The sequence below is a fragment of the Ekhidna sp. genome (assembly GCF_040223195.1).
Lineage (GTDB): Bacteria > Bacteroidota > Bacteroidia > Cytophagales > Cyclobacteriaceae > Ekhidna.
Genome location: NZ_JAVKDX010000007.1, coordinates 140092 through 165538, shown reverse-complemented (window position 1 = coordinate 165538; position 25447 = coordinate 140092). Strand labels below are relative to the sequence as shown.

General features: G+C 42.1%; 23 protein-coding genes. 4 read left to right on the top strand and 19 right to left on the bottom strand.

Translation table 11 applies throughout. From position 1 onward, the window contains the following. Nucleotides 1-328: 328 nt before the first annotated feature. The 14 genes from RLN88_RS03565 to RLN88_RS03500 form a co-directional block, all read right to left on the bottom strand. A complete protein-coding gene (locus RLN88_RS03565; protein WP_350220003.1) occupies nt 329-748 on the bottom strand; it encodes an ester cyclase in 420 nt (139 codons plus the stop codon). 93 nt (nt 749-841) lie between these two features. Next, nucleotides 842-1723 (bottom strand): helix-turn-helix domain-containing protein, encoded by an 882-nt coding sequence (locus RLN88_RS03560; RefSeq protein WP_350220002.1) that lies wholly within the window; start codon nt 1721-1723, stop codon nt 842-844. Between the two features lie 243 nt (nt 1724-1966). Beyond that, nucleotides 1967-2479 (bottom strand): hypothetical protein, encoded by a 513-nt coding sequence (locus RLN88_RS03555; RefSeq protein ID WP_350220001.1) that lies wholly within the window; start codon nt 2477-2479, stop codon nt 1967-1969. A gap of 232 nt (nt 2480-2711) precedes the next feature. Then, nucleotides 2712-3383, bottom strand: coding sequence for a hypothetical protein (locus RLN88_RS03550; protein WP_350220000.1), 672 nt, complete (start codon nt 3381-3383; stop codon nt 2712-2714). Nucleotides 3384-3524: 141 nt separating this feature from the next. Then, the gene (locus tag RLN88_RS03545; RefSeq protein WP_350219999.1) at nt 3525-4007 is read right to left on the bottom strand and encodes a TerB family tellurite resistance protein; all 483 of its coding nucleotides are present in this window, start codon (nt 4005-4007) and stop codon (nt 3525-3527) included. Then, nucleotides 4004-6496, bottom strand: coding sequence for an Hsp70 family protein (locus tag RLN88_RS03540; protein ID WP_350219998.1), 2493 nt, complete (start codon nt 6494-6496; stop codon nt 4004-4006). The genes RLN88_RS03545 and RLN88_RS03540 overlap by 4 nt, the downstream gene beginning before the upstream one ends. 7 nt (nt 6497-6503) lie before the next feature. Next, a complete protein-coding gene (locus RLN88_RS03535) occupies nt 6504-6866 on the bottom strand; it encodes a hypothetical protein (protein WP_350219997.1) in 363 nt (120 codons plus the stop codon). Nucleotides 6867-6876: 10 nt separating this feature from the next. Continuing rightward, nucleotides 6877-8481, bottom strand: coding sequence for a hypothetical protein (locus tag RLN88_RS03530; RefSeq protein ID WP_350219996.1), 1605 nt, complete (start codon nt 8479-8481; stop codon nt 6877-6879). 186 nt (nt 8482-8667) lie between these two features. After that, nucleotides 8668-9549: a TonB family protein gene (locus RLN88_RS03525; RefSeq protein WP_350219995.1), complete on the bottom strand. Its 882-nt coding sequence runs from the start codon at nt 9547-9549 to the stop codon at nt 8668-8670. 239 nt (nt 9550-9788) lie between these two features. After that, entirely contained in the window at nt 9789-10292 is a 504-nt protein-coding gene (locus RLN88_RS03520) for a hypothetical protein (protein ID WP_350219994.1), read from the bottom strand. Between the two features lie 40 nt (nt 10293-10332). Then, nucleotides 10333-10626 (bottom strand): hypothetical protein, encoded by a 294-nt coding sequence (locus RLN88_RS03515; RefSeq protein ID WP_350219993.1) that lies wholly within the window; start codon nt 10624-10626, stop codon nt 10333-10335. Between the two features lie 358 nt (nt 10627-10984). Then, a complete protein-coding gene (locus RLN88_RS03510; RefSeq protein ID WP_350219992.1) occupies nt 10985-12364 on the bottom strand; it encodes a rhomboid family intramembrane serine protease in 1380 nt (459 codons plus the stop codon). 241 nt (nt 12365-12605) lie between these two features. Continuing rightward, a complete protein-coding gene (locus RLN88_RS03505; protein WP_350219991.1) occupies nt 12606-13208 on the bottom strand; it encodes a WG repeat-containing protein in 603 nt (200 codons plus the stop codon). Nucleotides 13209-13260: 52 nt separating this feature from the next. Continuing rightward, nucleotides 13261-14142 carry a tyrosine-type recombinase/integrase gene (locus RLN88_RS03500; RefSeq protein ID WP_350219990.1) on the bottom strand — a complete coding sequence of 294 codons (882 nt, stop codon included), beginning with the start codon at nt 14140-14142 and terminating at the stop codon, nt 13261-13263. Nucleotides 14143-14217: 75 nt separating this feature from the next. On the opposite strand from RLN88_RS03500, the gene RLN88_RS03495 reads away from it, so the two are divergent. Further along, on the top strand, nt 14218-14625 hold the full coding sequence (locus RLN88_RS03495; RefSeq protein WP_350219989.1) for a hypothetical protein: 408 nt from the start codon (nt 14218-14220) through the stop codon (nt 14623-14625). Here the strand turns inward: RLN88_RS03495 and RLN88_RS03490 are convergent. From RLN88_RS03490 to RLN88_RS03475, 4 genes are all read right to left on the bottom strand, one after another. Further along, nucleotides 14622-15539, bottom strand: a complete 918-nt coding sequence (locus tag RLN88_RS03490) for a lipid A-modifier LpxR family protein (protein ID WP_350219988.1) — start codon at nt 15537-15539, stop codon at nt 14622-14624. The genes RLN88_RS03495 and RLN88_RS03490 overlap by 4 nt on opposite strands. Before the next feature lie 218 nt (nt 15540-15757). Next, nucleotides 15758-16636 carry a cation diffusion facilitator family transporter gene (locus tag RLN88_RS03485; RefSeq protein WP_350219987.1) on the bottom strand — a complete coding sequence of 293 codons (879 nt, stop codon included), beginning with the start codon at nt 16634-16636 and terminating at the stop codon, nt 15758-15760. 12 nt (nt 16637-16648) lie between these two features. After that, a complete protein-coding gene (locus RLN88_RS03480) occupies nt 16649-17971 on the bottom strand; it encodes a dihydrolipoamide acetyltransferase family protein (RefSeq protein WP_350219986.1) in 1323 nt (440 codons plus the stop codon). A 51-nt stretch (nt 17972-18022) separates the two neighbouring features. Then, a complete protein-coding gene (locus RLN88_RS03475; RefSeq protein ID WP_350219985.1) occupies nt 18023-19267 on the bottom strand; it encodes a competence/damage-inducible protein A in 1245 nt (414 codons plus the stop codon). Between the two features lie 68 nt (nt 19268-19335). Here RLN88_RS03475 and RLN88_RS03470 point away from each other — a divergent pair, with 68 nt between their 5' ends. The 3 genes from RLN88_RS03470 to mtgA are packed head-to-tail and all read left to right on the top strand — an operon-like array spanning nt 19336 to nt 21355. After that, nucleotides 19336-20049 carry a DUF4197 domain-containing protein gene (locus RLN88_RS03470; protein WP_350219984.1) on the top strand — a complete coding sequence of 238 codons (714 nt, stop codon included), beginning with the start codon at nt 19336-19338 and terminating at the stop codon, nt 20047-20049. A gap of 23 nt (nt 20050-20072) precedes the next feature. Beyond that, nucleotides 20073-20633: an EF-hand domain-containing protein gene (locus RLN88_RS03465; protein ID WP_350219983.1), complete on the top strand. Its 561-nt coding sequence runs from the start codon at nt 20073-20075 to the stop codon at nt 20631-20633. A gap of 20 nt (nt 20634-20653) precedes the next feature. Beyond that, nucleotides 20654-21355, top strand: a complete 702-nt coding sequence (gene mtgA, locus RLN88_RS03460) for a monofunctional biosynthetic peptidoglycan transglycosylase (RefSeq protein ID WP_350219982.1) — start codon at nt 20654-20656, stop codon at nt 21353-21355. On the opposite strand, the gene RLN88_RS03455 is transcribed toward mtgA, so the two are convergent. Continuing rightward, nucleotides 21356-25444, bottom strand: a complete 4089-nt coding sequence (locus RLN88_RS03455) for a S8 family serine peptidase (RefSeq protein ID WP_350219981.1) — start codon at nt 25442-25444, stop codon at nt 21356-21358. Nucleotides 25445-25447: the final 3 nt, after the last annotated feature.

Sequence of the window (25447 nt, the reverse complement as noted above, 5' to 3'; positions counted from 1 at the left end):
GTCGGAATGTTTCAAAGTTGTCTGAAATGCCAATAATTTCAAATCCACCTTGGATCATGTGAATTGTTGAGAGGTTGCCATTAGGTTCAAGTGGATCAAGAATTACTGGAAACTTCTGCCCAAAAGCGGAAAAACTCAGAAATAACAATATGACTGTCAATGTTCGCATATGAGACCTAACGTATAGTATAAGAGCAGTAGCGGATTTAAATGCACTTACTTTTCGGAAAGCAAGATACTTATTTAAATACAAAAACGGTTTGAGATTACTCCCAAACCGCTATTGCTTTTATACCTTGTTGTAGGTAGTGTTTCTGCATCTGTAATGTTAGCTTTTTAATTGTTTCAAAGCTGTAGCCCAGTCTTCTATGTGGTTAACTTTAACAATTTTCCCGTCTTTAATTGTGTGGATGTCAATAGACATAGTCTTAAAAGATTTAGTCCCATCTGTAGGCAAACCAAAAAATTGTCCTTCAGGAGAGTTCGGAGTTCCAGTTACTTTACTTCTGACAATAACTTGATTGCCACTTTCAATGATTTCTGTAGGCTCCCAATTCAAATCAGGAATCATTTTCCAGAAAAAACTCAACTGACCAATAAGCTGCTCTTTATTTTTGTTGTCAACTGTTCCTTCAGACACAAAATCGTCTGCTAAAATCGTGTTTAATACTTCCGCTGGGTTTGTCTCTGTATTTACAGTTAATGCCTTTTGATAAAACGGCAATACGATTGCTTTTAAATTTGTCATTTCTTTGTTTTTTTAATTGTTAATACAAAGGTGAAATAATCAGAAGCACTAAGAAAGATTAAAGCAGGTACAAAAATGGTTAAAATCGAACCATTATAGCTTCGAAGCAGACATTATGAACTCTTTTGGGGTTAAACCTGTATTTTTCTTAAAGTATTTAGTGAAGTTTGTAGGGTCTTCAAATCCTAATTTAAAAGCCAATTCGTTACTCCTTATATGCGAGTTAATTAAACTTCTTTTCGCTTTGAGAATCACCAAATCGTTAATTACATTTTTCGCTGTTTTGTTTACTAGATTTTTACAAATGATGTTTAAATGTTTGTAAGTAATGGCTAATTCTTTGGCGTAAAAATCGGCACTTCTACTTGTTGATAAATTCTGCTCAATTAGCGAAGTGAAATTTTGAAAAACCTTGATTTTGGTCGAATCTTTATATTTAGCAGTTTGTGTTTGCTTTATGTCTTCTGCTTTAGTGATAAGAATTGTAAATAGAGATTCTATAATGTTTTTTTGAATTAGTACCCTAGGGTTGTTATATTCTTTCTGTAGAAGATTAAAATAAGTGTTAAAATCAGAATCGGTTGGAATCTCTAAAATTGGAGAGAATAATTGTGGATTAAATAACCTAAATACAAATCCTTTGGATAGGTTCGAAAAGCATTTTACAAAAAACTCTTCAGTAAAAACTAAGCAGAATCCTTTTAGGTTTCTGGAAAAATCAAAAGCGTTAATTTGTTCTTTTGTGATATACACTAGAGTGTTTTCTTGCACCTTATGCCAATTGAAATCAATAAAATGTCGGCCGTGCCCTTCTGTAAAAAATATTAAGTTGTAAAACTTTAGTTGATGAGGTAGTTCTGAATTGTGTTTATTTTGATTTCTATTTTGAGCAATTTTTTCAATAGGCACAATTTCAAAACCAAAATTATCAGTGGTTGCAGGGTTAAAATTGATATGTGGAATGTCTTTTGTCATATTACCTACAACGCCAAGCTAGCAGGAGTGCGCCCCGAGCTTGGCAAGTTCCGATAAAACTAATGAATCTGCCGGTGCTCCCAAAGTTTGTAGAATGCACTGCGAAAAGAAAGAGAAAAATCCTGCGAGCTGTACTCAGTAGAAAGCACTACCCTTTCCCAGCGGCAGATTCATGGTGATGTTTGCACTGAAGCCTGCAAAGTGGCAGTTGGCGCATTCGTGCTAGCGAATGTTACCCACCTGTTATTCTACGTTGTAGTTCGCTGTTGTTACAGCGTTCAAGAGTTCGTCCCGGAGTTTGTAAGCAGTTGATGACGGGTAAATTGTCAGTGACCAGTTCATGTCCTGTTGCGTTGGAATATAAAGCCCAAACTCTCCATCATTTTCTACTGTTCGCACGAAATATCCGTTCACCGAGTCTTCTAAGATCTTGTAATCCTCGAGTTCGTAATCAGGTTCAAGAGTTGGTGAGAACATTCCATACTCATAGTCCACCAGTCCCTTCTTTGTTAGAAACGACCCCACGTATCCTGGGCAAGTTGGTTTTAGTTCAATGTTCAGAAGTCTGGTGTTCGTTCGGAGTTCTGACCATGAAGTTCGAGTTATGCGTTCGTTCCCAGTTCGGTCGTATTCCGTTCCAAAAGTTCGGGAGTAGTTGATGTTACCGATGAAAATTACAACCAGAAAGTTCAGTGTTATCAGAACAACTCCGATAACCAAAAGCCTAACGATGATTTTTCTGATTCTCTTTTTCACGTTCCGGGTATGGTGGGTAACGCCAAGCTAGCAGGTGTGCGCCCCGAACTTGGCAAGTTCCGATAAAACTAATGAATCTGCCGGTGCTTCCAAAGTATCAAATAACCACTGCGTTCAGAAAGATGAAAACTCCTGCGAGATGCGGCAAGTAGAAAGCACCGACCTTTCCCAGCGGCTGATTCATGGTGATGTTTGCACTGAAGTTTGTAAAATGGCAGTTGGCGCATTCGTGCTAGCGACTGTTACCTCTCGTTCTTTTGCTCGTTTTGATTGTCTTTCCAAGTGCAAAAAGTAGTTGGTCGATGTGGTAAGAATATTCGTGTTCGGAGCGAAGTTCAGCAGTTAGTTCGTTCGATTTGAGCCAGTTCTTGTAGTCTTCAATCAAGGGTCGGTCTTTCTTGTTAAGCGTTCCTTTCCATCTCAGTTGTTCTACTTCATGAAGGTCAGTTGTTCTGTAAATCGCAAACGCTCTCAATACATGTTGGTCAATTATCGGTTGGCCTGTTTTCGTTAAAAACTTACCAAACTGATAGAAAACAAGCCCGTCTTCCTTGTCAGAAGTTGGTTCGTCAATTTGTTGAATACCCTGTACAATGTGCTTTATCTTTTTCAAGTCTCCATTTTTCCAAAGGACGGAGTAGAGTAGTTTGGTCAAGGGATTGAGGTCATCCCGTTCAGAAATGTTCGGAGTTATGTTACCATCTGAGTTTATTAGTCTAGAGTTGATGAGTTCCTGAATTTCTGAAGGAGTTAAGCTGAAATGAAGGTATGGATAGGCTTCCGAATCCATTTTGTTTTTATAGAGTTCGCCAGAAATTAGTTCGTCAATGTGTTCGTTCGAAGTTGCTGTTCTGATTGAGTTAAATATCTCATCAACTGTCTCTTTGGCTTGTTCGTGATTCATGGCGGTATGAGAGGTAACGATCAGCTAAAATCCGTAGGCTGACCATTTGTTTATTTCTCTAAAAGTATCAGATTCAAATTCACTTTGCAAGTAGCTCATTAGCCTATGGATTTTTAGCGTTTGTTGGGCTCTCGTACATTTCTATTTTTTCGACTCGTCCGTCTTGTCGTTGAAGGTTATTTCGGTTGCAAACTCCTTGCTGAGTTCATGTTTTTGAAAGTTCAGCAGATAACTAATTTGATTAGGGAAATTGGTAATTATCTCCTCGTCATTCAGCGAAAGTTTAGGAATTATCAAATGAAGAAGTTCTATTTCGTTTGGATGTATTACTCCGTCAGCTTCTGTCGCTCTCACCACAACTTCTAATAAGTTGAGTTTTTGACGATGGGATAACTGAACCGTTGAAAGATGTTCCAAATATGAATTGATAGCTGATTTCCCTTTGCTTTTAAGTTCAGTTATTAGCGTCTCTAATTTGTCTTGTTTGTCAAATCCTAAAAAATAGGCTTCATTGTCAATTAAGTTGTCAATTTCCACAATCTCGGAATCATCAATATCACCGTCACAGCCAATAATGGAGACAGCCGATTGCAATAGTAAATCTTGGAATTCGTCAGTTTTCATAGTCCAAATCCAATTTTGGTTGTTATTTCATCCATTGAGTCTCTGGGTAATAGATCAAGAAGTCCATAATTGATTTCTCTCAACCGATCCCAATTTCTACTTTCAATCGCAAAATTTCCAGCGTCAATAAGGCTTTTAGCTTGTGATTGATTGTTCATTTTTGGTTGTTCATTTAAAAGCCAATTGAACAATCCCTTCAAAAAGTCAGGAGATCGCCATCTTATTTGTCCAATGATATTATGAAGTTCATCTGATTTTTCTTGAATCTTCAAAGGACTTTTTGTTGCCATGAAAGCACCTTCTTGAGAAATAATGTCATTGAATGTTTTACGCTCATGGTCGTTTCCTGAATCCTCAATTAATTGTCTGCATTCTTCCTTGGTTTCTTGATAATGAGCCATAGCAATTTGCAGCCGTTTATGTCTGGTCGCACTGTCAATTTCTTGTGCGATTTTTCGTTTCTTGTCTTCTAATTGGTATCTCTTGTCAGTCACGTCATCATCAGAAAGTCTTTCAGCTTCTTCGGATACGCTATCCATGTCAGTTTTCAATTTCGAAAGTGCACTGGCGGTTTCATAATCTTCTTTCTCAGTTGCCAGTTCAATTTCATCATCAAGTTTGGAGGATAAATCGGTTACTTGGTCTTTCAATAAAGTGATATGAGTATCGCGTTCTTTTGGGTTGAACACGTTTTTGAATTCTTGGTCTGACATATTTAAATACCCCGACACGGTTACATCCCGACTTTCCGAAATCATTATTGAGATTTCAAGGTCAGAACCTTTGGCAATGTCCCTTGAAACTTGCTTGCCAGTTATCTCAATAACACCAATTAGTTTGTTGGCTTCTGGTAAGGAACTTTGTGGGCCTTCATAAACATTAATCCAAAGCCTATCAGATGCGTTACCTTTTAGAATTGGTTTGTTAATTGGAAACGTCAAAGTTCGCTTAGTGGGTAGGACAGAATTTCTTTCAAAGACCAAGACCAATCGAGTTTGTCCTGGGTTATCATAATCATCCACTTCTAGACAAATGTCCTCTGGTAATGGTTGTCCACTTATTCCAAATCCGCTATTGATACCTATTGGTTCAATATCAGTTTCAACAATGTTATTCTGATTATCATAAACTGTTAATGAAAAGAAGTTGTAGGTGTTTTCAACAAGGGGTAAATCCTCGTTTATCCTTTCCGACAATTCTTTAAGACCCGAATCAAATCCACCATCTTGTCGAACAATTTTATAAAAGAGACCTTCAGTATTTCCGGTTACCCGTGCAGCGAACAATTCTTCAGATTCTTTAGATGCCTTGTTATAGCTTGCCTTTATGGAAATTGAATATTCCTGTTTATCTGATTTGGCCGATGAAATTTCTTTTGGTTTAGTTGCCGCATAGTAAGCAGCACCAACTGCAACGGCAGTAGTTGGATCAATCTCACAATTGACAGGAATTTGTAGTACTTCCTCAACCCGTGTGCGGACATAAGGAATAAATGTAGAACCTCCAACCATCAGGTTGAACTGGATGTCTTTGGATGTTAATGAATTCCTCGTCAAAATGGTTTTGATCATTTCGTTAGTTCCATCAATTGAATCTTTGATTAATTCGTTGAATTCTGATTTTGTAATGGTGATTTCCATATCGACCTCATTACCCTCTTCATCTTCAAGCCTTTCAACAATTATTTCAGCGGATGAAACTGCAGATAGTCGAATTTTAGCCTCCTCAGCCTGATTCAATAGGGAATAATACTTTGTATTATACTTTCCAGAAGCACTTTTCATCTGGGTTTCCAAATCATCAAAGGAATATTCCTCGGCGATTTTTGGAATAATCAGTTTCTCAACAATCAAACGATCAAAATCCGACCCACCCAAAAAATTGTCTCCTTCATGATCTATGACTTTCATTTCGCCATCTTTAATTCTTACTAGGGCAACATCGAAAGTTCCCCCACCTAAATCGTAAACAAGCCAGTACCCATCTGATAAGTCCTTTGATTTTTTCATGTTGGCATATGCCAAACTTGCAGCAATTGGTTCCTGCAGTAGAACAACTTGCTTAAATCCAGCCTTTTTGCCTGCTTCTTTTGTGGCATTGGATTGTATAGAATCAAACGAGGCTGGGATTGTAATAACTACAGATTCTAAATCATCCCCAGTGTTTACAAATGTTTTTAATTCCTTTAAGACCTGAGCTGATAGATCAATGGGAGATTTTGACTCATCGATTGATTTGATATGAAAGCTTTCCGTTGTTCCCATTTTTCTTTTGAAAAGACCAACAACATTTTTAGGATCTCTTTCCAAATACTCTTTGGCTTTACTGCCAACCACAATTCTGTCCTTTTTGTAATACACCACAGAAGGGAGGGTTGAACGGCCATAATCCAGAGGGTTGTTGAATACTATGACATCACCTTTGACAAATTTTGCAACTGCGGAATTGGTAGTTCCCAAGTCTATTCCAATGTTGATTGTGCTTTCCATGTTTAGATTAATTTTTTGATTCGACTACTACAACACCTTTTCGAATGATCAATGTACTTCCTCCCATACGATATCTTATAATTGGTTTGATAACTTCAGTTACAAACAGGTTTTCGGTTGAATTTCCGGCAATGCTGGCTTCCAAATCCAAGCGAGTTTCATTGTATGCTTCGCCAATTGGATTATGATAAACCAAACCGCCACTTGATTCACCTGAATTTGAGTTCAAATTTTCAAACACGTCCTTCATTTTATTGATGTTTCGAGCAATGCTGTTAGATTCCTGAATCGTTTCAAGCTTTCTCTCAATCTCGAATAGTTGGTCAAGAAGTTCAATGTATTCTTTGGGTACTTTAAATTGTTGGTTCATGATTTACGAGTTAAGCACTTGGTTGGGAGAATGTCCAACCACTTTTAATGCGTTCTGAAAGAATTGGATGCTGAGATAATGTAGATTCTGAGGCATCTTTTATGCCCTGGTTCTTGGATTGATTTCCTTCAATTGCATTCCCAACGATCCAACCCACAAATCCGCCTATAATACCTCCAATGATAAAATGTTCACCTTCCGTAGCTGCACCAATGATTACCCCGAGAATCAGTAAACCAATAAGAGAAACATAATAAATACTTCTACCCTTTGAATGAATTTCCTTGCAGTTGCTACATCTAGGAATTGAAACTTCTGAATATGAATATTGAACACGACGAGGGAAATATGTGCGGTTTGTTTCTTTGTAGATGGTAGTATTCAATTCACTTCCACTCACTGGTGGATTTTTATCACAAAAGAAGCAAACAAGAATTCCTTTGTATTTTTCTTCAAGATTTTTTAACTCAGTTTCATCTTGTTGAAATTTTATTTTGACATCTTCATTGACATGGATGCTAAGCGCATATCTGATTAATGCAAGAGCACTATTGATGTCGTTCTGTTTGTTCCAACTAGCAATTGAGATACTTCGAATCGAATAAGCTATTTGGGTTCTTATTTCATTGGCAAAATTTGGCAGGCTGTTGAGAGTGTCAAGTTTAAATGATGTTTTTACAAATGAAAGGGCACTTGTTGAAGAAATCGTATCATTTTCAACCTCTTCAACTTTATTCTGAATTGAAATTAGAATTTTGGCCCACTCTTTTATCAATGGGGCATTTTTTTCTTGGGCGATCCGTTCTTCGTGTTTCTTCTTGACAATATTATAATTTTTCTGGAAAGTCGGTTTTGAAACACTTTCGATATTCAGATCGAGTAAATGTTCTAAAAGTTTGAGTGGAACAGTGGTATTTGAGAATTCATTCCAAATCTGAATTTGAAGGAAATTAATTGATGCAGCAACCTTGTTTATCTGACTTTGGAAATAGGAAGGTAATTTGTTTAAGAAATCAATTGGAAAATTTTGCTCCACGATCTCAATGATGTCCCTTATGTTGTCCTCATCATAGTCTGATATTTCGTCTTTAATTTCCTTAGTCAGTTTGTCAGTTTGGGCGATTCTTGAATCAATTTCGTTGCTTAAACCCCTGTAGGCATTATTGAGGTCATTTCCCGCAATTAGGTAATCTGACCTTAGTGCAGCTGTAAATAATTCCAGGTCACGATTCTGAAAAGACTTTAAAAGAATGCTGTCAATTTTGGTTGAAAAATATGGACTCACAAAATCAACAAATTCTGGTAGTTTATAAATACTTTCTTGTTTTAGCTTTTTAAGTAGTTCGTGATTTCCGTTAGCCAAAAAAGCATTGAGTTCCAGATTAGAAGCCAGATGAGAATAGAATTCCAATTTGTTTCTATCTTCTAGTTCCTCAATGGATCGTTCGCAATCCGATTTTGTAAGGTTTTGACCATTGTAGGAGAGGTATCCATGATCTGATAGTTCAATGTCTGCAATGAGAATCCGCTTCTGTTTCTTAATCCTGCTCGAATCAATTTCGTTAACGTCAACTCCTTTAAGTTCAAGTATTTCGATAGGGTTTATATAGACCATGTTCGTAGGAGTTAGGTAAGGTGATTTCTTTTATTCATGGTGCTTTTCGTTTTCTAGAGTATGAAGCCCAACGTCTAGCTAAGCACAGTCGGCTCAGCCTTTCAAATATCTCAAAAGTATCTGATCCAGATGCCCTTTGCAAGTAACTAAGTAAGCCGATTGGGCTTAGCGCCTGTTATCGCCTTTTTAGAAGCTGAAAGGGACAGTTACTGAGGCTCTAATTGGTTGTCCGTCATCAACTTGTGCAGGCCTGAATTGAGGTAATGATTTGATAACTCGAATTGCCTCTTCTTCTTGTTTTTGAGCGTTTGGTATAGTCTGAACGATCTTCACATCATCGACATATCCGTCTTTGCCAATGATGACGTTCACGAGAATCTTGCCCTTTTTCATTTTCTTGGGAGCCTTGTAATTTGCCTTTATGTGTTCAAAAATTTTGGAATAAGTGCAAGACTGGATTTCTTTTTCTGAGCCAGCATTTTCACAGCCGAAAGCCATGAAGTTCTGTTCGTTCAGTTTTTTGTTAGGCAGAATGTACGAGTACGGTGTTCCGTTCACGTTCAACCCAACTAGCCCAACACCTTGTTTGTAGAATAGATTATAAACAGTTCCCTTTCTTTCGGAGCTTTCAGTTTTGACCTCAAGTAGGTTAGCAAATTCGCAAAAAGGAGTTGAGTAGGTGCTAGTCAAACTGACAATCTCATAAGTCCAAGTATTGTCTGTGCTTGTCCACTTTGTTCCAAGTTCAGGTGAGGCTGGAAGTTCCATGGACTCAACACCTTTTTCTTTGTTGTAATTGAAGATTGCACCATTTTCTTCACGCCAATAGCTCTCTTTGGTTTTACCACTTTTGTAAGTTTCAACTTCAACTAGGTAATATTTTCCGTTGAACTCAATACTGTCTCCGCTTATTGCCGACACCTTCGAATCACTTCCATATTTGTGTTTAAGTTCTGAGCCTATTTCAAGCGGCCAATACAGTCCAGTCGAGTTTTCGAAACAGTTGTCCTGTCCAAAAAGTTGAAGGGTAAATGTTGTGAAAGTTGCAAGTATTAATATCTGTTTCATGTAGTGATTATTGGCGATAACGCTCAGATATGGCGAGTGGCCATACCCTTTGTAAACACCTCTAAAGTAGTGAAACTGCCCAACACCTACAACGGCATCTACGAAGCACTGCTTTCCGCAAGTCAAAATCCAGAAAGATGAAAGTAGTTAGAAGCACAAAGGTGACAGAATGGGCAGGGTCACGGTCAAGTTGCACAGAAGTATCAGATAGGCAGTTTGGCCATTCGCCATATCGCTTGTTACTTGTCGTTTTTTCGTTCCGTCACCAGTTGATATTCCTGTTCGGCTCTTGACTTCCATATTCCGGTAATCTTGGAATCAAAAAGGATTAAGTTATGGTTTGAGGACTTAGAGAGTTGTTCGAACAGGTTCCGATCTTCCAATTCCTTCCGCTTAATTTTCTCAAGTTCAGTTGATATGTTCGAATCTGCTATCCCAAAACTTTTTAGTTCGTTCATAATCGAGTCTTCATCCTTGTACATCTTCAACAAATTTTCAATTCGACTTTTCATTAAATGCAAGGTGTCCAGTTCCCAAATGTAAAATTCGAAGGGAGTTGACTGATCTGAAAGTTCCTGTTCATTGATTTCGGTATTCTCAATGATTTCATCCTTAGAAAGTTGAATCTCTCCGTTGCTGTCAGTAGCCATAATTGAGAATGTATGATAGCTGTTCTCAGATATGAAAATCTTCAATCCCATGAAGACGTTCGCAATATGTTGCGGTTCACCTTTACGGTTCACAAGTTTGATAGTTATGGATTCAGGGATTATCATATATTGGTTAGTTCCACGGTTCGATTTTGATTTTCTTCGAATGGATGATAATAAGTCCGTTTTTGCCAAGAGTTCCGAATAGAGCTGTTGTTGTGTCGCTAGGTTTAATCGCCTCAATTGTACGCATTTTTTCAATTGAATAGTTTCTTAGTTCTTCCTTCTTTACAATCTCACCGTTCAGCAGAATTGGCGGTTCAGGGTTCTTGGGTAAAGTCGAGTGAGAGCTATGAATTGGGCGTTTAAGAGTTGTGTCAATTACAATTGGTCGCACAAAAGTGTCCTCGTTGTATTCGTAGTTCAAGACTTGCGTAATAAGTGAGTCCACATGTTGGTAAAGTCGGTCGTCAGTTGAGTTAACCTGTGCGTTCTTACAAGACAAGAGGGTAAAGATCAAAAGAACCGGAAAGATTTTGCTCATGGCACTATGACAAGTAACGCCCAGATATGGCGCTGTGGCCTCCGAGCTTATTTAATAACGATAAAAGTAGCTTATCTGCCGGTGCATTCAAAGTATCAAATGGGCACTGCGCAATTGCATAAAAAAAACTCCCACGAGCAGAAGATGGTAGAAAGCACTTCAGTTTCCTGGCGGTAGATAAGCGGGATGTTTTGCAGACTCTTGGCAGAAGACTAAGTAAGGCCATGCGTTATATCGTATGTTAGAGCCTGCCCTTGTTTTTCAGTAGTACTCCCATTACAATTCCAGATAACAAGCCTCCAATGTGAGCAGCATTATCGATATTCCCAGTTAACCCCATAATGAGGTTATATAGGACATAAATGAAGATCGTAACAATCAGACCATCGTTCATTTTCCTCTGTTGTTCGTTCGCTGAAAGGAGTTTGGCAAGAATAAATCCGTATAGACCGAAAATAGCTCCCGAAGCTCCGGCACTGACCATATTGTCATTCCATAAAGCACTTGTTAAGCTTGCGAGTATTCCAGTTGATATATAAACAAAAAGAAAGAGTTGCCGTCCCAAATTATGTTCAAGCAATGCAGCAGCGAACAAGAATCCTATCGAATTCATTAATATATGCGCAATTCCGACATGAACGAATACACTCGTTACCAGTCTCCAATATTGCCCCTGCTCTAAAGTCAAGACTTTGGCATTACCTCCCCAGTTTACGATATCTATGACCTCAGGCCTGTAAATGTCAACACCTGAGATTAGCATCAAAATAAAGATTAGAAAATTCAACAGGAGTATTATCGGAGTTATGAAATGATCATCCTTTGGAATAAAAAGACTAAAAGTTTCGGTCAGTTTTAATCTCTCAGCTTTTACGCTTGTGAAGACCTCAACGAATGTTTTATGTTCAAAATTTTCAAAGTCTTTTTGTTCAGCTAGTTCGATAAACTCGTCCTCTGATATCGTTTCGATCTTGATTAGTTGATTGCCAAGCTCACTGAATTCAAGCCTGACATAATCCAGTTTGTTGGGAGCTCTGTTAAATTTAGACAGTTGGTATTCTTTCAGGTTCTCATGTTGGAGAGTTAGCACATGATTTTTCTCGTTAAAAGAATTTTCAACTCTAAGAACTCTGGCAGCAATTACCTTTTTTCTATTGGTTTGAAGTGCTCTAATTTTCGAATACGCTTTGAATATGAAAGATCCCAAAGCAAATAGTCCAAGAAATATTGAGAAGAAGCCAACTGCTTCCCAATAAGTCATTGACTCAATTAGAGAGGTTTGTCCAGGTCGGAAGGCTATATAAGGTGCAACAAAAATCATTACACCATATATGATGAATTCAAGCCTACTATCTTTTCGAACCTGAATTAGTCTCTTTTTAAGCTTGGTCTTATCATAAGATGATTGCTTATCAAAAAATGTAATCCCATTTGGAAAGGGGTTGTTGTCGATTTCTGTTAAAGAGTTGGGAATAAGTTCAGGTAAACTCTTCCGTTCCTCTAATATCCATTTTGCAGCCAGTTTAGCCTCATGAACATGACCTTTACTAGTTAGCATTTGCTCTAGTTCAGAGTTCGATTTGTTCTGAAATTTATCTGTGAAGTGGTTTCTATTTGCCATGCAGAAAGGTTGGCGCTAACGCCCAGATATGGCGCTGTGGCCTCCGAGCTATATTAATTGCGATAAAAGTAGCTTATCTGCCGGTGCATTCAAAGTATCAAACTGGCACTGCGCCACACAAATTCAAAACTCCACGACCAGAAGGTGGTAGAAAGCACTTCTGTTTCTTGGAGGCAGATAAGCGGGATGTTTGGCAGGTACCTGGCAGATGGCTAAGTAAGTCCATGCGCCATATCGTATGTTAGGGTGTTTTTATCGGATTTCCTTGTTTGTCAATTTCGAACCAAGAGTCGCTTTCTACCCTCATATGTTCGTCCAAGTCACGATATTGTTTAGCCTCAAAAGTTACTTCAGCTATTCCGTTCTCGAACCATCTTGCAAATGCATATTGGCAAGGAATAACAACTTCACCTCTTTCGTTCGCATATCCCATTTTTCCATTTCGTTGAACTCTCGTTAGTCCATCTTTGAAATAGTCTGGACCGTTATCGAAGTTCACCAGATCAAATAGGATGTTCTCATTTCTGTCAATTCCTACCCATCTTCCATAAGTGCTATCGTTCGGGTGAAGAAGTACGTTGGCAAAGAAGTTCAGAGTATCAGTTCCAAAATATGCGAAGTTTCCAAAAGGTATGATGGTGTCACCTTGGATGTTCACAAATGCAACATTTGAGCCGTATTGTAGATATTCTTCATTCGTTACGGCAATCAATGGTTCAAGCTCCACAGTATCCGAGATCTGAATATCGTGATATTCATAGTTTGTTTGCTCCCGTTCTATGTAGTTCCGACAGGAGACAAGCACTAGGAAAATTGTAAGATATGAGAGAATTCTTGAGTTCATGCAAATGCACCCTAACATTAATGTAATGCGCACTGTGCGCATTATCCACCTTTCAAATATACCCCTCCTGATCCATTAAGTCTAATGGACTTAAAATTTCATCAAGCTTTTTGGTGCTCACATGGGTGTATATCTCGGTAGTCTTAGTACTCGTGTGCCCCAGCAGCGTTTGGATATACCTCAGGTTAGTCCCGTTTTCAAGCAGGTGGGTGGCAAAGCTATGCCTAAGCGTGTGCGGCACAATCGTTTTGCGGATACCCGCCGCTACAGCACTTCGCTTCAGTACTTTCCGTATGCTAGACGATGAGTATTGTTGGCCATCAGGTCCTTCAAAAAGGTAGATCATCGGCCGATACTTTTTATAATACTCCCTCAGCAGGGTTAGCAGCAATGGGGAGAGCACGGTAAAGCGATCTTTCACACCCTTTCCCTCCCTCACCCAAATGCGCATACCATGGGGATCCACATCTTCCACCCGTAGGCTGGTGAGCTCACCTATCCGTATTCCAGTCGAATAGATAGTGGTCAGAATGGCTTTATGCTTGAGGTTCCCTGTGGCTTTAAGTATTAAGCGCACCTCCTCCAGGCTCAGTACTTGCGGCAGCTTTTGGATCTTCTTTGGCCGCTCCAGCTTAAAAAACTGTCGGTCCTGCCCCAGCACATGTTCCAGATAAAACTTGATGGCATTGATGCTTTGATTTTGAGAAGAGCGGGATAGCTTTCTGTTCTCTATCAGGTACTGGTGGTACTTTAGTATATGCTGCGTGCCCACATGATGCAGCGGGGTAGGATACACATATTTTAAAAACTCCCGGAATGCATGGCAATATACCTGACGGGTAGATTCACTATAGCGCTTGACCAATAGTTGCATGCGGAGCTGATCCATCGCCCACCGGTATTGCTTCGCTTCTGCGCTCACAAGTGATTTCATGTATCAATATTCAGAAGAATAAACCACTGAACATTTCATATAAGTGCTTATATTCGACTATAAGTATTTATATAAATGAATAATTTGGCTCCAAACAAGTGCATGAAATGCGGCAAATCCCTGAGCGGGCGAACAGACAAAAAGTTTTGTGATGCCTATTGCAGAAATGCCTATAATAATCAGCATAAGTCAATAGACGAGCAATTCATTACCCTGGTCAATTCGAGGATCAGGCACAACCGGCGAATTTTGAAATCGCTATCTCCCGAGGGAAAGGCCACTGTACGGAAGGAAGTACTTGACCAGATGGGTTACGATTTTCGCTATTTCTCCGGGTTGTTCAAAACCCAGACCAACCTGTACTACCTGGTTTATGATTATGCTTTTTCCCCAATCATAGAGAAGGGAGTGGAAAAAGCCCTGATCGTACGACGGCAAGACTACATGGATCGGATGACATTGGAAATCTGGAAGGGGGCTTAAAATCGCTGATTCACCCGTATCCCAATATACTTATGAGGAGTAGCCTCGGTGGTTTCCTTCGTGCGCCTGTAGTAGAGCAGCGCAAAATCAAAGTTGAACCAACTGGCCATGATCCCCGCTCGCATTTGAAATATTCCCGGTATCCTCGTTTCGGTGTGGACGGATTCTTTTCCAAGCCAATTCCCTTCTATAGTGGCATTGTATGCAACATACTCTATGCCAGGGCTTAGGAAAAAATAAATCTCACGGGCCTCATATCCGGTGTTTTCCACTCCCAAAACCCCATTGTAGTGTGTGGACTGCTGGATAGGCTTCAGGGAGCCAAACCTAATTGTTAATTCCTGGCGTGCATAGATAAATGAGGTACCAATTGCCGCATTTGATTCAGATATCAGGTCCAGTAGTTTCCTGCGAATTAGCTTATGGGCATAGGTGCCATATCCATTGACGATTGGGGCATCATTGATTTGAAACTGCCATCCGTGGGGTAGTCGCATCCCAAGTGCTTTATGCCAGCTATATTGAAGTTCTCCTGTTCTCAGGGCCGGCCCCATCCAGCCCAATTCTAATTTGACATGCAGGTAGGTTCCCCGTTTAAAGTAGAATTCGTTTGATATGCCAATGCTCATCTGACCAGCGTATGGACGATCCAATTGCTCCAGCCTCTCCCAGTTTAAGTCCTTCGGGCTGTAGATTCTATGGTTAAATTCATACGTGCGGATCACCTTTTCCATATTCGTGCCCCATCGGGAGGAATCCGTCAGCACTCTGTATCGCAGAGCAAGACCGTTGCTATAGTATTGGTCACGATAAATATTTAGCGTGTACGTATCATTGTCATTTTCAATTTGAATTTCCCTCGTCAGGTATTTTTTTTGGCTGAAGCTAAATGATGCAAATAGATATAAAGCCAACCCTAGGAACAGTGAAATGTTAAATTTTAAATTGTTGGATTCTAAATGAAACTGTTTCATTTTCGGCTCTTCAAGCTTTCTTGGCTTGTTTTTACAATTTTAGTTAGAATATTGGCAATACTCTCTGCTTGCTTTGAAGCTCTGTGACATCAATTTTTCAATAATATTCTCTTTCACTTTGCGAATATAATCTCATCAAACAATTAGCATTTGTTCATCTAACATTTGATGCAGTCTTCTGCATCAGTTTCAAACTCAATGGTCGTGTGGTTGATGCCAAGACTGGATACACGATGCTTCGTTTCCGTTTTTATCGCTTCCAATTCAGAAAGAGAGAGATCCTCAGCAATCACCAGATGGATCGAAAGAATGTGATAGCTGCCATCCATCGACCAGATGTGGCAATCATGGACACCCAGCACCCTGGGAATTTCACGAATAGTGGCATGGATTTTCTCCACGCTGATATCCGACGGGGTGCCCTGAAGGATGATGCGAAAGCCTTCCCTTAAATTTTTGAATACGTTATAAAGGATGAATGTGGCAATCAACACAGACAGGATGGGGTCGATCACCGGGAAATCCCAAAAATGCATCACAAGCGCACCGATAAGTACAGCCACCCATCCGAGGATGTCTTCCAGCAGATGCATATAGACGGCCTTCTCATTCAGGCTGTGTCCTTTGCTCAATCTGAAGGCAGCCAGCCCGTTCACAATCACACCCCCAATAGCCAGATAGATCATACCCTCTGTGTTTGGTTTCACAGGATCAAACAATCTTGGAACGGCCTCAATGATTATAAATATGGATCCAGAAACGAGTACGATGGAATTGATTAAAGCCCCCAGGACAGAAAATCGCTTGTAGCCGTAGGAGTACTTTTTGTTCCGATCCCTCTTGGCCACTTTGGCAAAATACCAGGAAACGCCGAGCGTGAGACTGTCGCCCAGATCGTGCAGTGCATCCGAGAGGATGGCCACACTATTGGTCCATAAGCCACCAATGATCTCGACGATTGCAAAACCGAGATTAAGAAAGAAGGCAACTTTTATGTTGCCTTCCGAATGATCGTGATGGTGGTGCGTGTGCCCCACGTTATGAAAAATTTAAATTCCCCTGTTTAGATCATATTGCTCCAGGTAGTCGGCCACTCTTCGCACAAACATGCCTCCAAGCGCTCCGTCTACCACCCGGTGATCGTAGCTGTGAGATAGGAACATCTTGCTGCGAATGCCAATCATATCACCCTCCGGCGTTTCAATCACGGAAGGTTTCTTCTGGATCGCTCCCAGTGCCATGATGGCCACCTGAGGCTGCATGATGATAGGTGTGCCCATCACATTGCCAAACGAGCCGACATTGGATACGGTGTACGTGCCACCCTGAAGCTCATCCGGTTTCAGTTTGTTTTCCCGTGCTCTCTTGGCCAGGTCATTCACTTTTTTGGTAATTCCCACCAGGCTAAGCTGATCCGCATTGTGAATGACAGGAACAATCAGGTTGCCAGACGGGAGTGCAGTAGCCATCCCGATGTTGATGGCTTTCTTCTTCACAATGTTGTTTCCATCGATCTGCACATTGATCATTGGGAAGTCCTTAATTGCCCGCACGATCGCCTCAATCAGGATAGGAGTGAAGGTGAGTTTTTCTCCTTCTCTTTTTTCAAATTCATTTTTCATCCGCTCTCGCCAGGCCACCACCTTGGTTACATCCGCTTCCACAAAGGAGGTCACGTGCGGGGAGATGTGCTTGGAGGCCACCATACGCTCGGCAATCATCTTGCGCATCCGATCCATCTCGATGATCTCATCACCACCATCTACCGCTACCGGCATAGGCTGATGAGAGGCAGATGGCATGGACGGCACAGATGAAGGAGCGGCAGCTGGTGTAGGTGCTGCTCCGGATTTCCTTTTTTCTACATAACCCAAAATGTCATTCTTGGTTACCCTTCCTTCTTTACCGGAACCATTGATAGACTCCAGCTCGCCAACTGATATTCCTTCTTCTTTGGCAATGCTTCGCACAAGTGGTGAGAAAAATTTACCGGAATCGGAGGTTCGTGGCACGGCAGTTCCATTACTGGAGGCAGTGCTTATGGCAGTTTCCACCATGGCTTCAGCCTGGGCTACAGGAGTATCTTCTTTGGGAGTTTCGGTCGGGGATGGGCTAGATCCTCCGGCTTCTCCATCTGTTTCTATGATGGCGATGGGTTTTCCTACTTCCACCACATCACCTTCCTGGGCAAGGATTTCCTTCAACACGCCGGCATGGGTGGCTGGTATCTCTGTATCCACTTTGTCTGTAGCTACTTCAAGGATCGATTCGTCTTCTTCGATGGTTTCGCCTACACTTTTCAGCCATGCAAGCACGGTTCCCTCCATCACACTTTCGCCCATTTTAGGCATTACCATTTCTACAGTTGCCATATTATATTTCGTTTTGTGTTGTTTATTTCGCTTTCAAAGATAATAATTTTGTTAATCCTTATCTAGGTTTATTCTAATCATGTTTAATGCTGCCAGCGCACTAAACTGAATATTGATCATCCTGTCCTTAGTAAACTGGAATCTTTTTGCCACGGTTTTCTTCTCATCCGAATACCCGATCCACACCGTGCCTACAGGTTTTTCTTCCGTTCCTCCTCCGGGCCCTGCCACCCCACTGATTGAGACACCTACCTCTGTGCGAAACTCTTTTCGGACATTTTCTGCCAAAGCTAAAACAACAGGCTCACTGACAGCCCCATGTTGGCGAATGATTTCATTATCAACCTTCAATTGTTCGTTTTTCAGCTGATTGGAGTAAGGCACAAATCCACCATTAAACCACTCCGAACTACCAGGTACCGAAGTGATCTTGTGGGATAGGTACCCGCCCGTACAACTTTCCGCTACGGCCAGTTTAATATGCCGCTCCTTAAGCATTCGCCCAATCGCTTCTTCGATTTCTTCCTCATCAAACCCATACACATACTTATTGATAAGGGGCAAAACCTGATCTATCTGATCCTGCACTTCCCGCTTGGTTGTTTCGCTATCGCCGGAAGTGGTGAGGCGAAGCTTGACCGTGCCAGTAGTGGGGAGGTAGGCAAGTTTGATGTGCTTGGGAAGGTTGTTTTCCCAGTCTTTGATTTTTTCTGCTAGCACGGATTCCGGGATGCCAATGGTGCGGACCATGCGGTGGTAGATACCATCCTTGATGAATTTTTCCTTGAGCCTGGGCAGGATGGTGTCTTTCATCATCCGCTTCATTTCATAGGGCACGCCTGGCATAGAAACGATGATTTTCCCTTTTCGCTCAAACCACATGCCCGGAGCTGTACCAATCACATTCGGTATGGCTGTGCAGTTGGCTGGAAGGTCGGCCTGCATTTCGTTCAATTCAGACATTTGCCTTCCGGCCCTTGCGAAAAGTTGACGGATATTTTCCAGCACTTCCTCGTTTCTTACCAGCTCTGTATCAAAATATTCCACCAGGCAGGGTTTGGTCAGGTCGTCATTGGTAGGCCCCAGACCACCGGTGATCAATACTATATCTGCCTTGCTTTCAGCTTCTGCCAGATGATGGAGAATTTCTTCTTTCACATCGCCAATCGTAATTTTTTGAGATACCCTGATGCCCAGACTGTCCAGTTCGCCACTCATCCAGTGAGAGTTCGTGTCCAATGTCTGACCGTATAAAATTTCATCCCCGATGGAAATAAGTAGTGCTTTTGTAGGCATAATGAATGAGCAGTAACAGTGAAGAATATTCACTACTTTTATCAAGCCTCAAAAATAAGATTAACATCATGAAGTCACGAGTTAAAATTGTATCAATAGCAATCATTTTGTTTGGATGTACCGCACAGCAGATTCAATCCATCACCGATGCGATGGGATATGAAGAAGGTCTCAGTACGGATCAGGTCATTGATGGGCTGAAAGAGGCGCTGGTGAAAGGAACCAATACTGGCACGCAGAAAGTAAGTCAGCTGGATGGCTATTTTAAAAATCCAAGCATCAAGATCCCATTTCCGCCTGATGTGCAGAAGGTGGAGAATACCCTTAGGGACGTTGGTTTGGGCAGTGAGGTGGACAGGTTTGTGAAGACATTAAACCGGGGAGCAGAGGAGGCAGCCAAAGAGGCAAAGCCGGTTTTTGTAAATTCCATTAAGCAGATGACCATCAATGACGCATGGGATATATTGAGGGGAGAAGACAAGGAAGCGGCCACTAACTACCTGAAGAGAACGACCAGCGATGAACTTCGAGGTAAATTTTCCCCAATTATCAAGCGAGCCTTGGACAATACCAATGCAACCAAATATTATGCTGACCTGATTAATACCTACAATAAAATTCCATTGGTGGAAAAGGTAAATCCTGATCTGGAAAACTATGCTACACAAAAGGCCATGGATGGGTTGTTTTTTATGATCGCTGAGGAGGAGAAAAAAATCCGGAAGGATCCGGCTGCCCGTACTACTGAATTGCTCAAAAAGGTATTTAAAGAGCAGGATTAATTATTTTCGCAAAAATTGCCGTTATGCTCACTGAACTGCAAATAAATAAGTTAGAGAGATTTTTCTACATTCTGGACTATGACAGGAATGGAATAATCGAAAAGGAGGACTTTCTGGGAATCGCCGAAAACCTCTGTATTCTTTGGAGAATTAAAGAAGGGGATAAGAAATATGACCAGATCAAATCCCGCTTTGAGGATGGCTGGAATCACTTCAATTACTTTGTAAATAATGATGACGGAAAGGCCAATTGGGATCATTGGGTGCACTTTGCAGAGCAGGTGATCGTCAAAGGGGATGAGGATATATTCAGTGAGTATGTGGATGAGTTTGTAGGAGAGATTTTTGATAATTTCGACGCGGATAATGATGGGTACATCGATCTGGATGAATACATTGACCTGTTGGTGGGCTATCGGATTGAGGTGCGCTTTGCTGCCAAGTCATTTCGCAAACTGGACCGAAACCACGATGATCTCATCAGCCGTGGCGAGCTGATCCGTGCAGTAAAGGAGTTTTTCCGAAGCGACGATCCGGAGGCTCCCGGAAACTGGCTCTTTGGCCGGGGCATTCTTTCGGACTAATAATATTCTTTTCCTGAATATTGAAAAAGGTCATATACCATATCATTAGAACCATTGCCGGGTTCATCCTTCTGTTCAATATTCTGTCACTATTCTGGGTCATTCTTTATGCATTTATTCCAATCCCAACCACCAAACTGATGGTGATAGAGGGCCGCTCGAAGGAGATCAACTATGAGTGGGTAAATCTCGAAAAAATATCAGGCCGGCTACAGTTGGCGGTGATGTGTGCCGAAGATCAGAACTTTCTACTTCACAATGGGCTCGATTTCCATTCGATAAAAAAGGCCGAAGAGGCCAATAAGCGTAGCGGTAATGTGAAAGGTGCCAGCACAATCACCCAGCAGGTAGCTAAAAATGTGTTTTTGTGGCCGGACCGAACCTATGCCCGAAAGGCCGCTGAGTTGTATTTTGCCTTACTCATAGAAATGATCTGGAGTAAAGAGCGCATCATGGAAGTTTACCTGAATGTTGCTGAATTCGGCGATGGAATTTTTGGTGCCGAGGCAGCTTCCCAGGCATATTTTAGACGGTCGGCGGATGGATTGAGCATTGTACAGGCTGCAAGGCTGGCCGCCATCCTGCCAAGCCCCAAGCGCTATTCTGCGGTGGCACCCAGTCCGTATGTACAGCGTAGGGTAGACTGGATACAAAAGCAAATGTGGTACTGGGGCTATAAGATGACCTACGATGAGGAGTTTGTGAAGAAGATGGTGCAGTAGCTATTCAATGAGAACAGATTGACTGATTATCCCGCCTGCCAGCTTCAGCTTCACAATGTACAGTCCCTTGCTTAAACCCGATAGGTCAATGATCCCTTCTTTGACCTCTGGCTCCAAAACCAACTTCCCATCAATTCCTACCACCTGAATCCCTTCGATAGGCTGGTCGGAGTTGATCCGAACAATCCCCTTAGTAGGGTTGGGATAAAACCATTTTCCCGATTCATCTATTCCCAACGGCTCAGTTAAATCAATCGACATACTTGCCGTGTTTGAGCATCCTGCTTCATCAAATACCCGTAGTTCAATCTCATAAACGCCATCATCAAAAAAGAAAGTTGGGTTTTGGGAGGTTTCGGCCAGTTCACCATTCACATACCAGCTATAGGAGGTAATTGGATCATCGCTTACGGCGAACAATTTTACCTTATGTTTCTGACCGATTAATGTAAGTATGTATGCGATTTCAATTTCGATAGTACGGTTCGTAATATTCACTTCGATGGGCATGCCGGGAAGGCCATCATCCAGGCTCACCACATACACCTTCTCGTATTGATTGGTGATCAACCGGGTTCCTTTACTGATCAACTTGGTGAGCCCGGCATCTTCATAAAATCCAAAGAATTCCCCGTTTTCAGGAATAAGTGCCACCTCTTCGCCGGAGCAAGAAACCAGGTCCTGCAGGCTTGCAAAAGGTGAAGTGCTGATGCTTACTTTTTTTAGGATGGTTTTTTCACAGGCATCAGGACTTGTGATTGTCAGACTCACATCTATCACCCCCTCAGTGGCAACTGCTGAAACTGCGCTGCTGCCACCGGCAGGTTCACCATCTACTACCCACGCCAGCGAGGCACCTGCATCCACGCCAACTGCCTCAAAGATCATTTGATGTGTTTCTGATAAGGTATCAGGGCGAACGAAAATACTTCCGTTGACTTCAAGGACATCTATTTGAACGGGTACTTTACTGCTTTCAAACGACCCGTAAACACCGCTCACATAGATAGTGGTATCAAAATTGACCTCAGGGATGATCAGATTGGAGCCGCTTAGAAGCGGCTCTGTCTGACTGGCAAATGCGTACAAATGAATTTTCTCCGCAGTAGGGTCGTTGAGCGTGACATCTTCCCCGGGACAAATCACCTGATTTGCAATGATTGGTTGGGAGGGACGGTTGGCCACCACCAGGCTTTTCGATATCATGTCTGCGCATCCAAGCTCATTTTCAATCGTAAGTGAGATGATGTATGTGCCAGTCTGAGAAAACGAGAAACTCGGGTTCTGAAGGCTGGAAATCGTACCCTCACCAAAATCCCAGCTCCAGTCAATGGCATCCAGGCTTTGATCCGTAAACTGTACCACGTTGGTGGTGGGATGATCGAGGTACAAAGTATCTGTAGACATTTCAAAATTTGAAATTTCATTCAGCAGATTGAGTCGGATGGCAAAGACATCAGAAGGATACCCGTTATCCAGATTTTTCACATAGAAGGTAGTGTCTTTGGTGATGGTGCCTGGATTGAAGCTCGTGGCTGTGGTAATGAGCGTCTGCGCCAGGGGATCTTCATAGAACTCATAGGTCGTGCCCGCAGAAGGGTCCAGGTTGACAGCCGTGCCGTCACAGGTGTAAAAGGTTTCCTGTACTCTGGGTTTGAGCAGGAAATCGTCCAGTCGGTTGCTTGCAACTTGAAACTCATTCTTCAGTCCCAAAGGAGAATCTGATATAGCAAAGAACACATCCACGAATGCCTCTTCAAAAGCCGCCAGCTGGGTGATAGTGACCCCATTGATAGTAGCTACATCGTTACCTGAGCCGAAGCTACCTGCCTCAGTAAGGGACTGATTGACCAGGAAGTCATACTTGGAAGCATCAGAAAAGAGGTCGTCGATATCCTGCACGTTCCCATTGAAAGCGCCCATATCCAGTGCGCTGAATTCGATATTGTCCCCGCCATTCACCTGCACGCCGGCATACAAATCACCTGTTGCATTTCTGGTATAGATGTAATTGTCCACTGCATCGTATGCCGCGAAATTCTGTGTGGCATCACCAAGATCCCAGTCAGCAAATAGGCCTATGGACAGATCGTTTATTGCTGCGGCAGAATTATTTACAATCCGGTAACGAACAATTAAAAAATCTTCATCTGACCAGGTGATATTTGACTGTTCGATGATGAGCGGACGGTTCAGGTCTGTGAATTCTGAATACCCAAAATAGTCGGCGGCAGGATGGTGGTATAGCTTATAGTTCTTTTGAACTGAGAAATCCTGATTCCGTGATTGATTGGTATAATTGGAGATGATGTTATCCGAAACATTGCTGGAATTGGTCGCCAGCATAAGTCCGGCATAGGTCATAAGCGTATCCAACTGGTACTGAAGACCGGATCCCTCAAGTTCGGGTTCATATTCATTGAACCCCAGGTCGCTATCCCCACTGATGGTCATGCTGATTTTCTCATTGCCGAAATCGGCATAATCGGGTGAGGTGGTTACCTCCAGGTATTGAAAATCATTGTATCCTGCCGCACTATAATCCAGCCGGATACCAATCTGCGTTTCGGGAGCCAGGTCTTCGTTTAGGATCACCTCAAAAGAGATGTCTTTGGTATCTAGGGATTTCATAAATCCCGGCTGAAAGCTTCCCTGAGAAACGGTAAAATCATCATTTGGTGAAGAGATGGTTACCAGCGGACTATTGATGGAGGAGAGGTGGTTGGTCAGCGTAGCTGAAACCTGAACTGTATCGCCATAAAATACGGCATTTCCATATCGGGAGGTCAGTGAGGGGTTTTCTGCACGAAGCGATTTCACGTTGGATTCACTCACTGCCCGGAGTACATTCAGTCGGCCTTTGCCGAGCTTGCCTTCATGGGTAGCATTGCTCCCAATGTCGTAAATATCATCGGCAGTTGCCCGCACCCGCTCCATCACCTGGATAGCCGTAAGAGTAGGGAACTGGTCTCTGACCAAAGCAGCCGCCGCAGCTACCTGTGGTGCGGCAAAGGAAGTACCAGGGCCGCCATTTGTATACCCATCATTTTTGATGGTGGAGAACATGGAAACCCCGGGAGCGAGGAGATCAACAGAATAGTTGAAGGATGAACCGGAAGACTTATGGTCGTCAGCATCAGATCCACCGATGGATAGCACATTGTCATAACTGGCCGGATAAAACCTGGCTTCCTCCGTCACCTTTCCACCTTCATTTCCTGCGGCTGCTACCACCACCATGTCGTGATCCAGCACAGCATAATTGATGATGTCCTGTTCTGATTGAAGGGGGGTGCCCATCCTGCCCCAGGACAGGTTTACTACCTCAAAACCATTTTCTGCTGCATAGATGATGGCTTCATACAGTCCATTGCTTGTGCCGTTTGAAGTTCGGAAACTCTTTAATGCGGCAACTTTGGTATTGTACCCAACCCCGGCTATTCCTTTTCCATTATTGGTGGAGGCGCTGGCTATGCCCCCCACGATCATCCCGTGATTGCCATTTTGAATGGTGGGATCAGTATCTGTGTCGGCAAAATCATAGCCATAGTAATCGTCTACATACCCGTTTTCATCATTATCTACTCCATCCACCGGGTCATCCGTATTGAGCCACAGGTTGGAAGTGATGTCTTCATGGCCCAGATCCAGGCCTGTATCAACGATCCCGATGGTGATGTCATCATCTCCACGGGTGATTTCCCACGCATCATATGCTCGGATATTGTCGAGGTAATATTGATTTGAAATCAGTGGATCAGAAGGAGTGGAGAGCAGTTGATATTGAACAATAGGGTCGGCATAAACCAAATCTCCGGCCTTCCTGAGTTCGTTGCAATATTCAATGGGGGTCTTTCCTTTAGGTACTTTGAGTTTCACCACATTGGACAGGGTGTTGGGCTTCTTGTCTTGTACCAAAAGCCGGGATTGAGGGGTCATCTTAAGGTTTCCCTGCTTGTATTTGACAAACACCCACTCCTGATCAATGTGGTGAGAATGGAAATCTCTAGCTCGGAGCAGGTTTGTACCTTGCCCAAATCCCAACTGCCCGATTGCAGTAAATAACAATATGGTAAGAACGTGTCTCACAGA

Coding starts and splice junctions, on each gene's coding strand:
- RLN88_RS03565 (WP_350220003.1), bottom strand. CDS start 748: ATGACAAATTTAAAAGCAATCGTATTGCCGTTTTATCAAAAGGCATTA.
- RLN88_RS03560 (WP_350220002.1), bottom strand. CDS start 1,723: ATGACAAAAGACATTCCACATATCAATTTTAACCCTGCAACCACTGAT.
- RLN88_RS03550 (WP_350220000.1), bottom strand. CDS start 3,383: ATGAATCACGAACAAGCCAAAGAGACAGTTGATGAGATATTTAACTCA.
- RLN88_RS03545 (WP_350219999.1), bottom strand. CDS start 4,007: ATGAAAACTGACGAATTCCAAGATTTACTATTGCAATCGGCTGTCTCC.
- RLN88_RS03540 (WP_350219998.1), bottom strand. CDS start 6,496: ATGGAAAGCACAATCAACATTGGAATAGACTTGGGAACTACCAATTCC.
- RLN88_RS03535 (WP_350219997.1), bottom strand. CDS start 6,866: ATGAACCAACAATTTAAAGTACCCAAAGAATACATTGAACTTCTTGAC.
- RLN88_RS03530 (WP_350219996.1), bottom strand. CDS start 8,481: ATGGTCTATATAAACCCTATCGAAATACTTGAACTTAAAGGAGTTGAC.
- RLN88_RS03525 (WP_350219995.1), bottom strand. CDS start 9,549: ATGAAACAGATATTAATACTTGCAACTTTCACAACATTTACCCTTCAA.
- RLN88_RS03510 (WP_350219992.1), bottom strand. CDS start 12,364: ATGGCAAATAGAAACCACTTCACAGATAAATTTCAGAACAAATCGAAC.
- RLN88_RS03505 (WP_350219991.1), bottom strand. CDS start 13,208: ATGAACTCAAGAATTCTCTCATATCTTACAATTTTCCTAGTGCTTGTC.
- RLN88_RS03500 (WP_350219990.1), bottom strand. CDS start 14,142: ATGAAATCACTTGTGAGCGCAGAAGCGAAGCAATACCGGTGGGCGATG.
- RLN88_RS03495 (WP_350219989.1), top strand. CDS start 14,218: ATGAATAATTTGGCTCCAAACAAGTGCATGAAATGCGGCAAATCCCTG.
- RLN88_RS03480 (WP_350219986.1), bottom strand. CDS start 17,971: ATGGCAACTGTAGAAATGGTAATGCCTAAAATGGGCGAAAGTGTGATG.
- RLN88_RS03475 (WP_350219985.1), bottom strand. CDS start 19,267: ATGCCTACAAAAGCACTACTTATTTCCATCGGGGATGAAATTTTATAC.
- RLN88_RS03470 (WP_350219984.1), top strand. CDS start 19,336: ATGAAGTCACGAGTTAAAATTGTATCAATAGCAATCATTTTGTTTGGA.
- RLN88_RS03465 (WP_350219983.1), top strand. CDS start 20,073: ATGCTCACTGAACTGCAAATAAATAAGTTAGAGAGATTTTTCTACATT.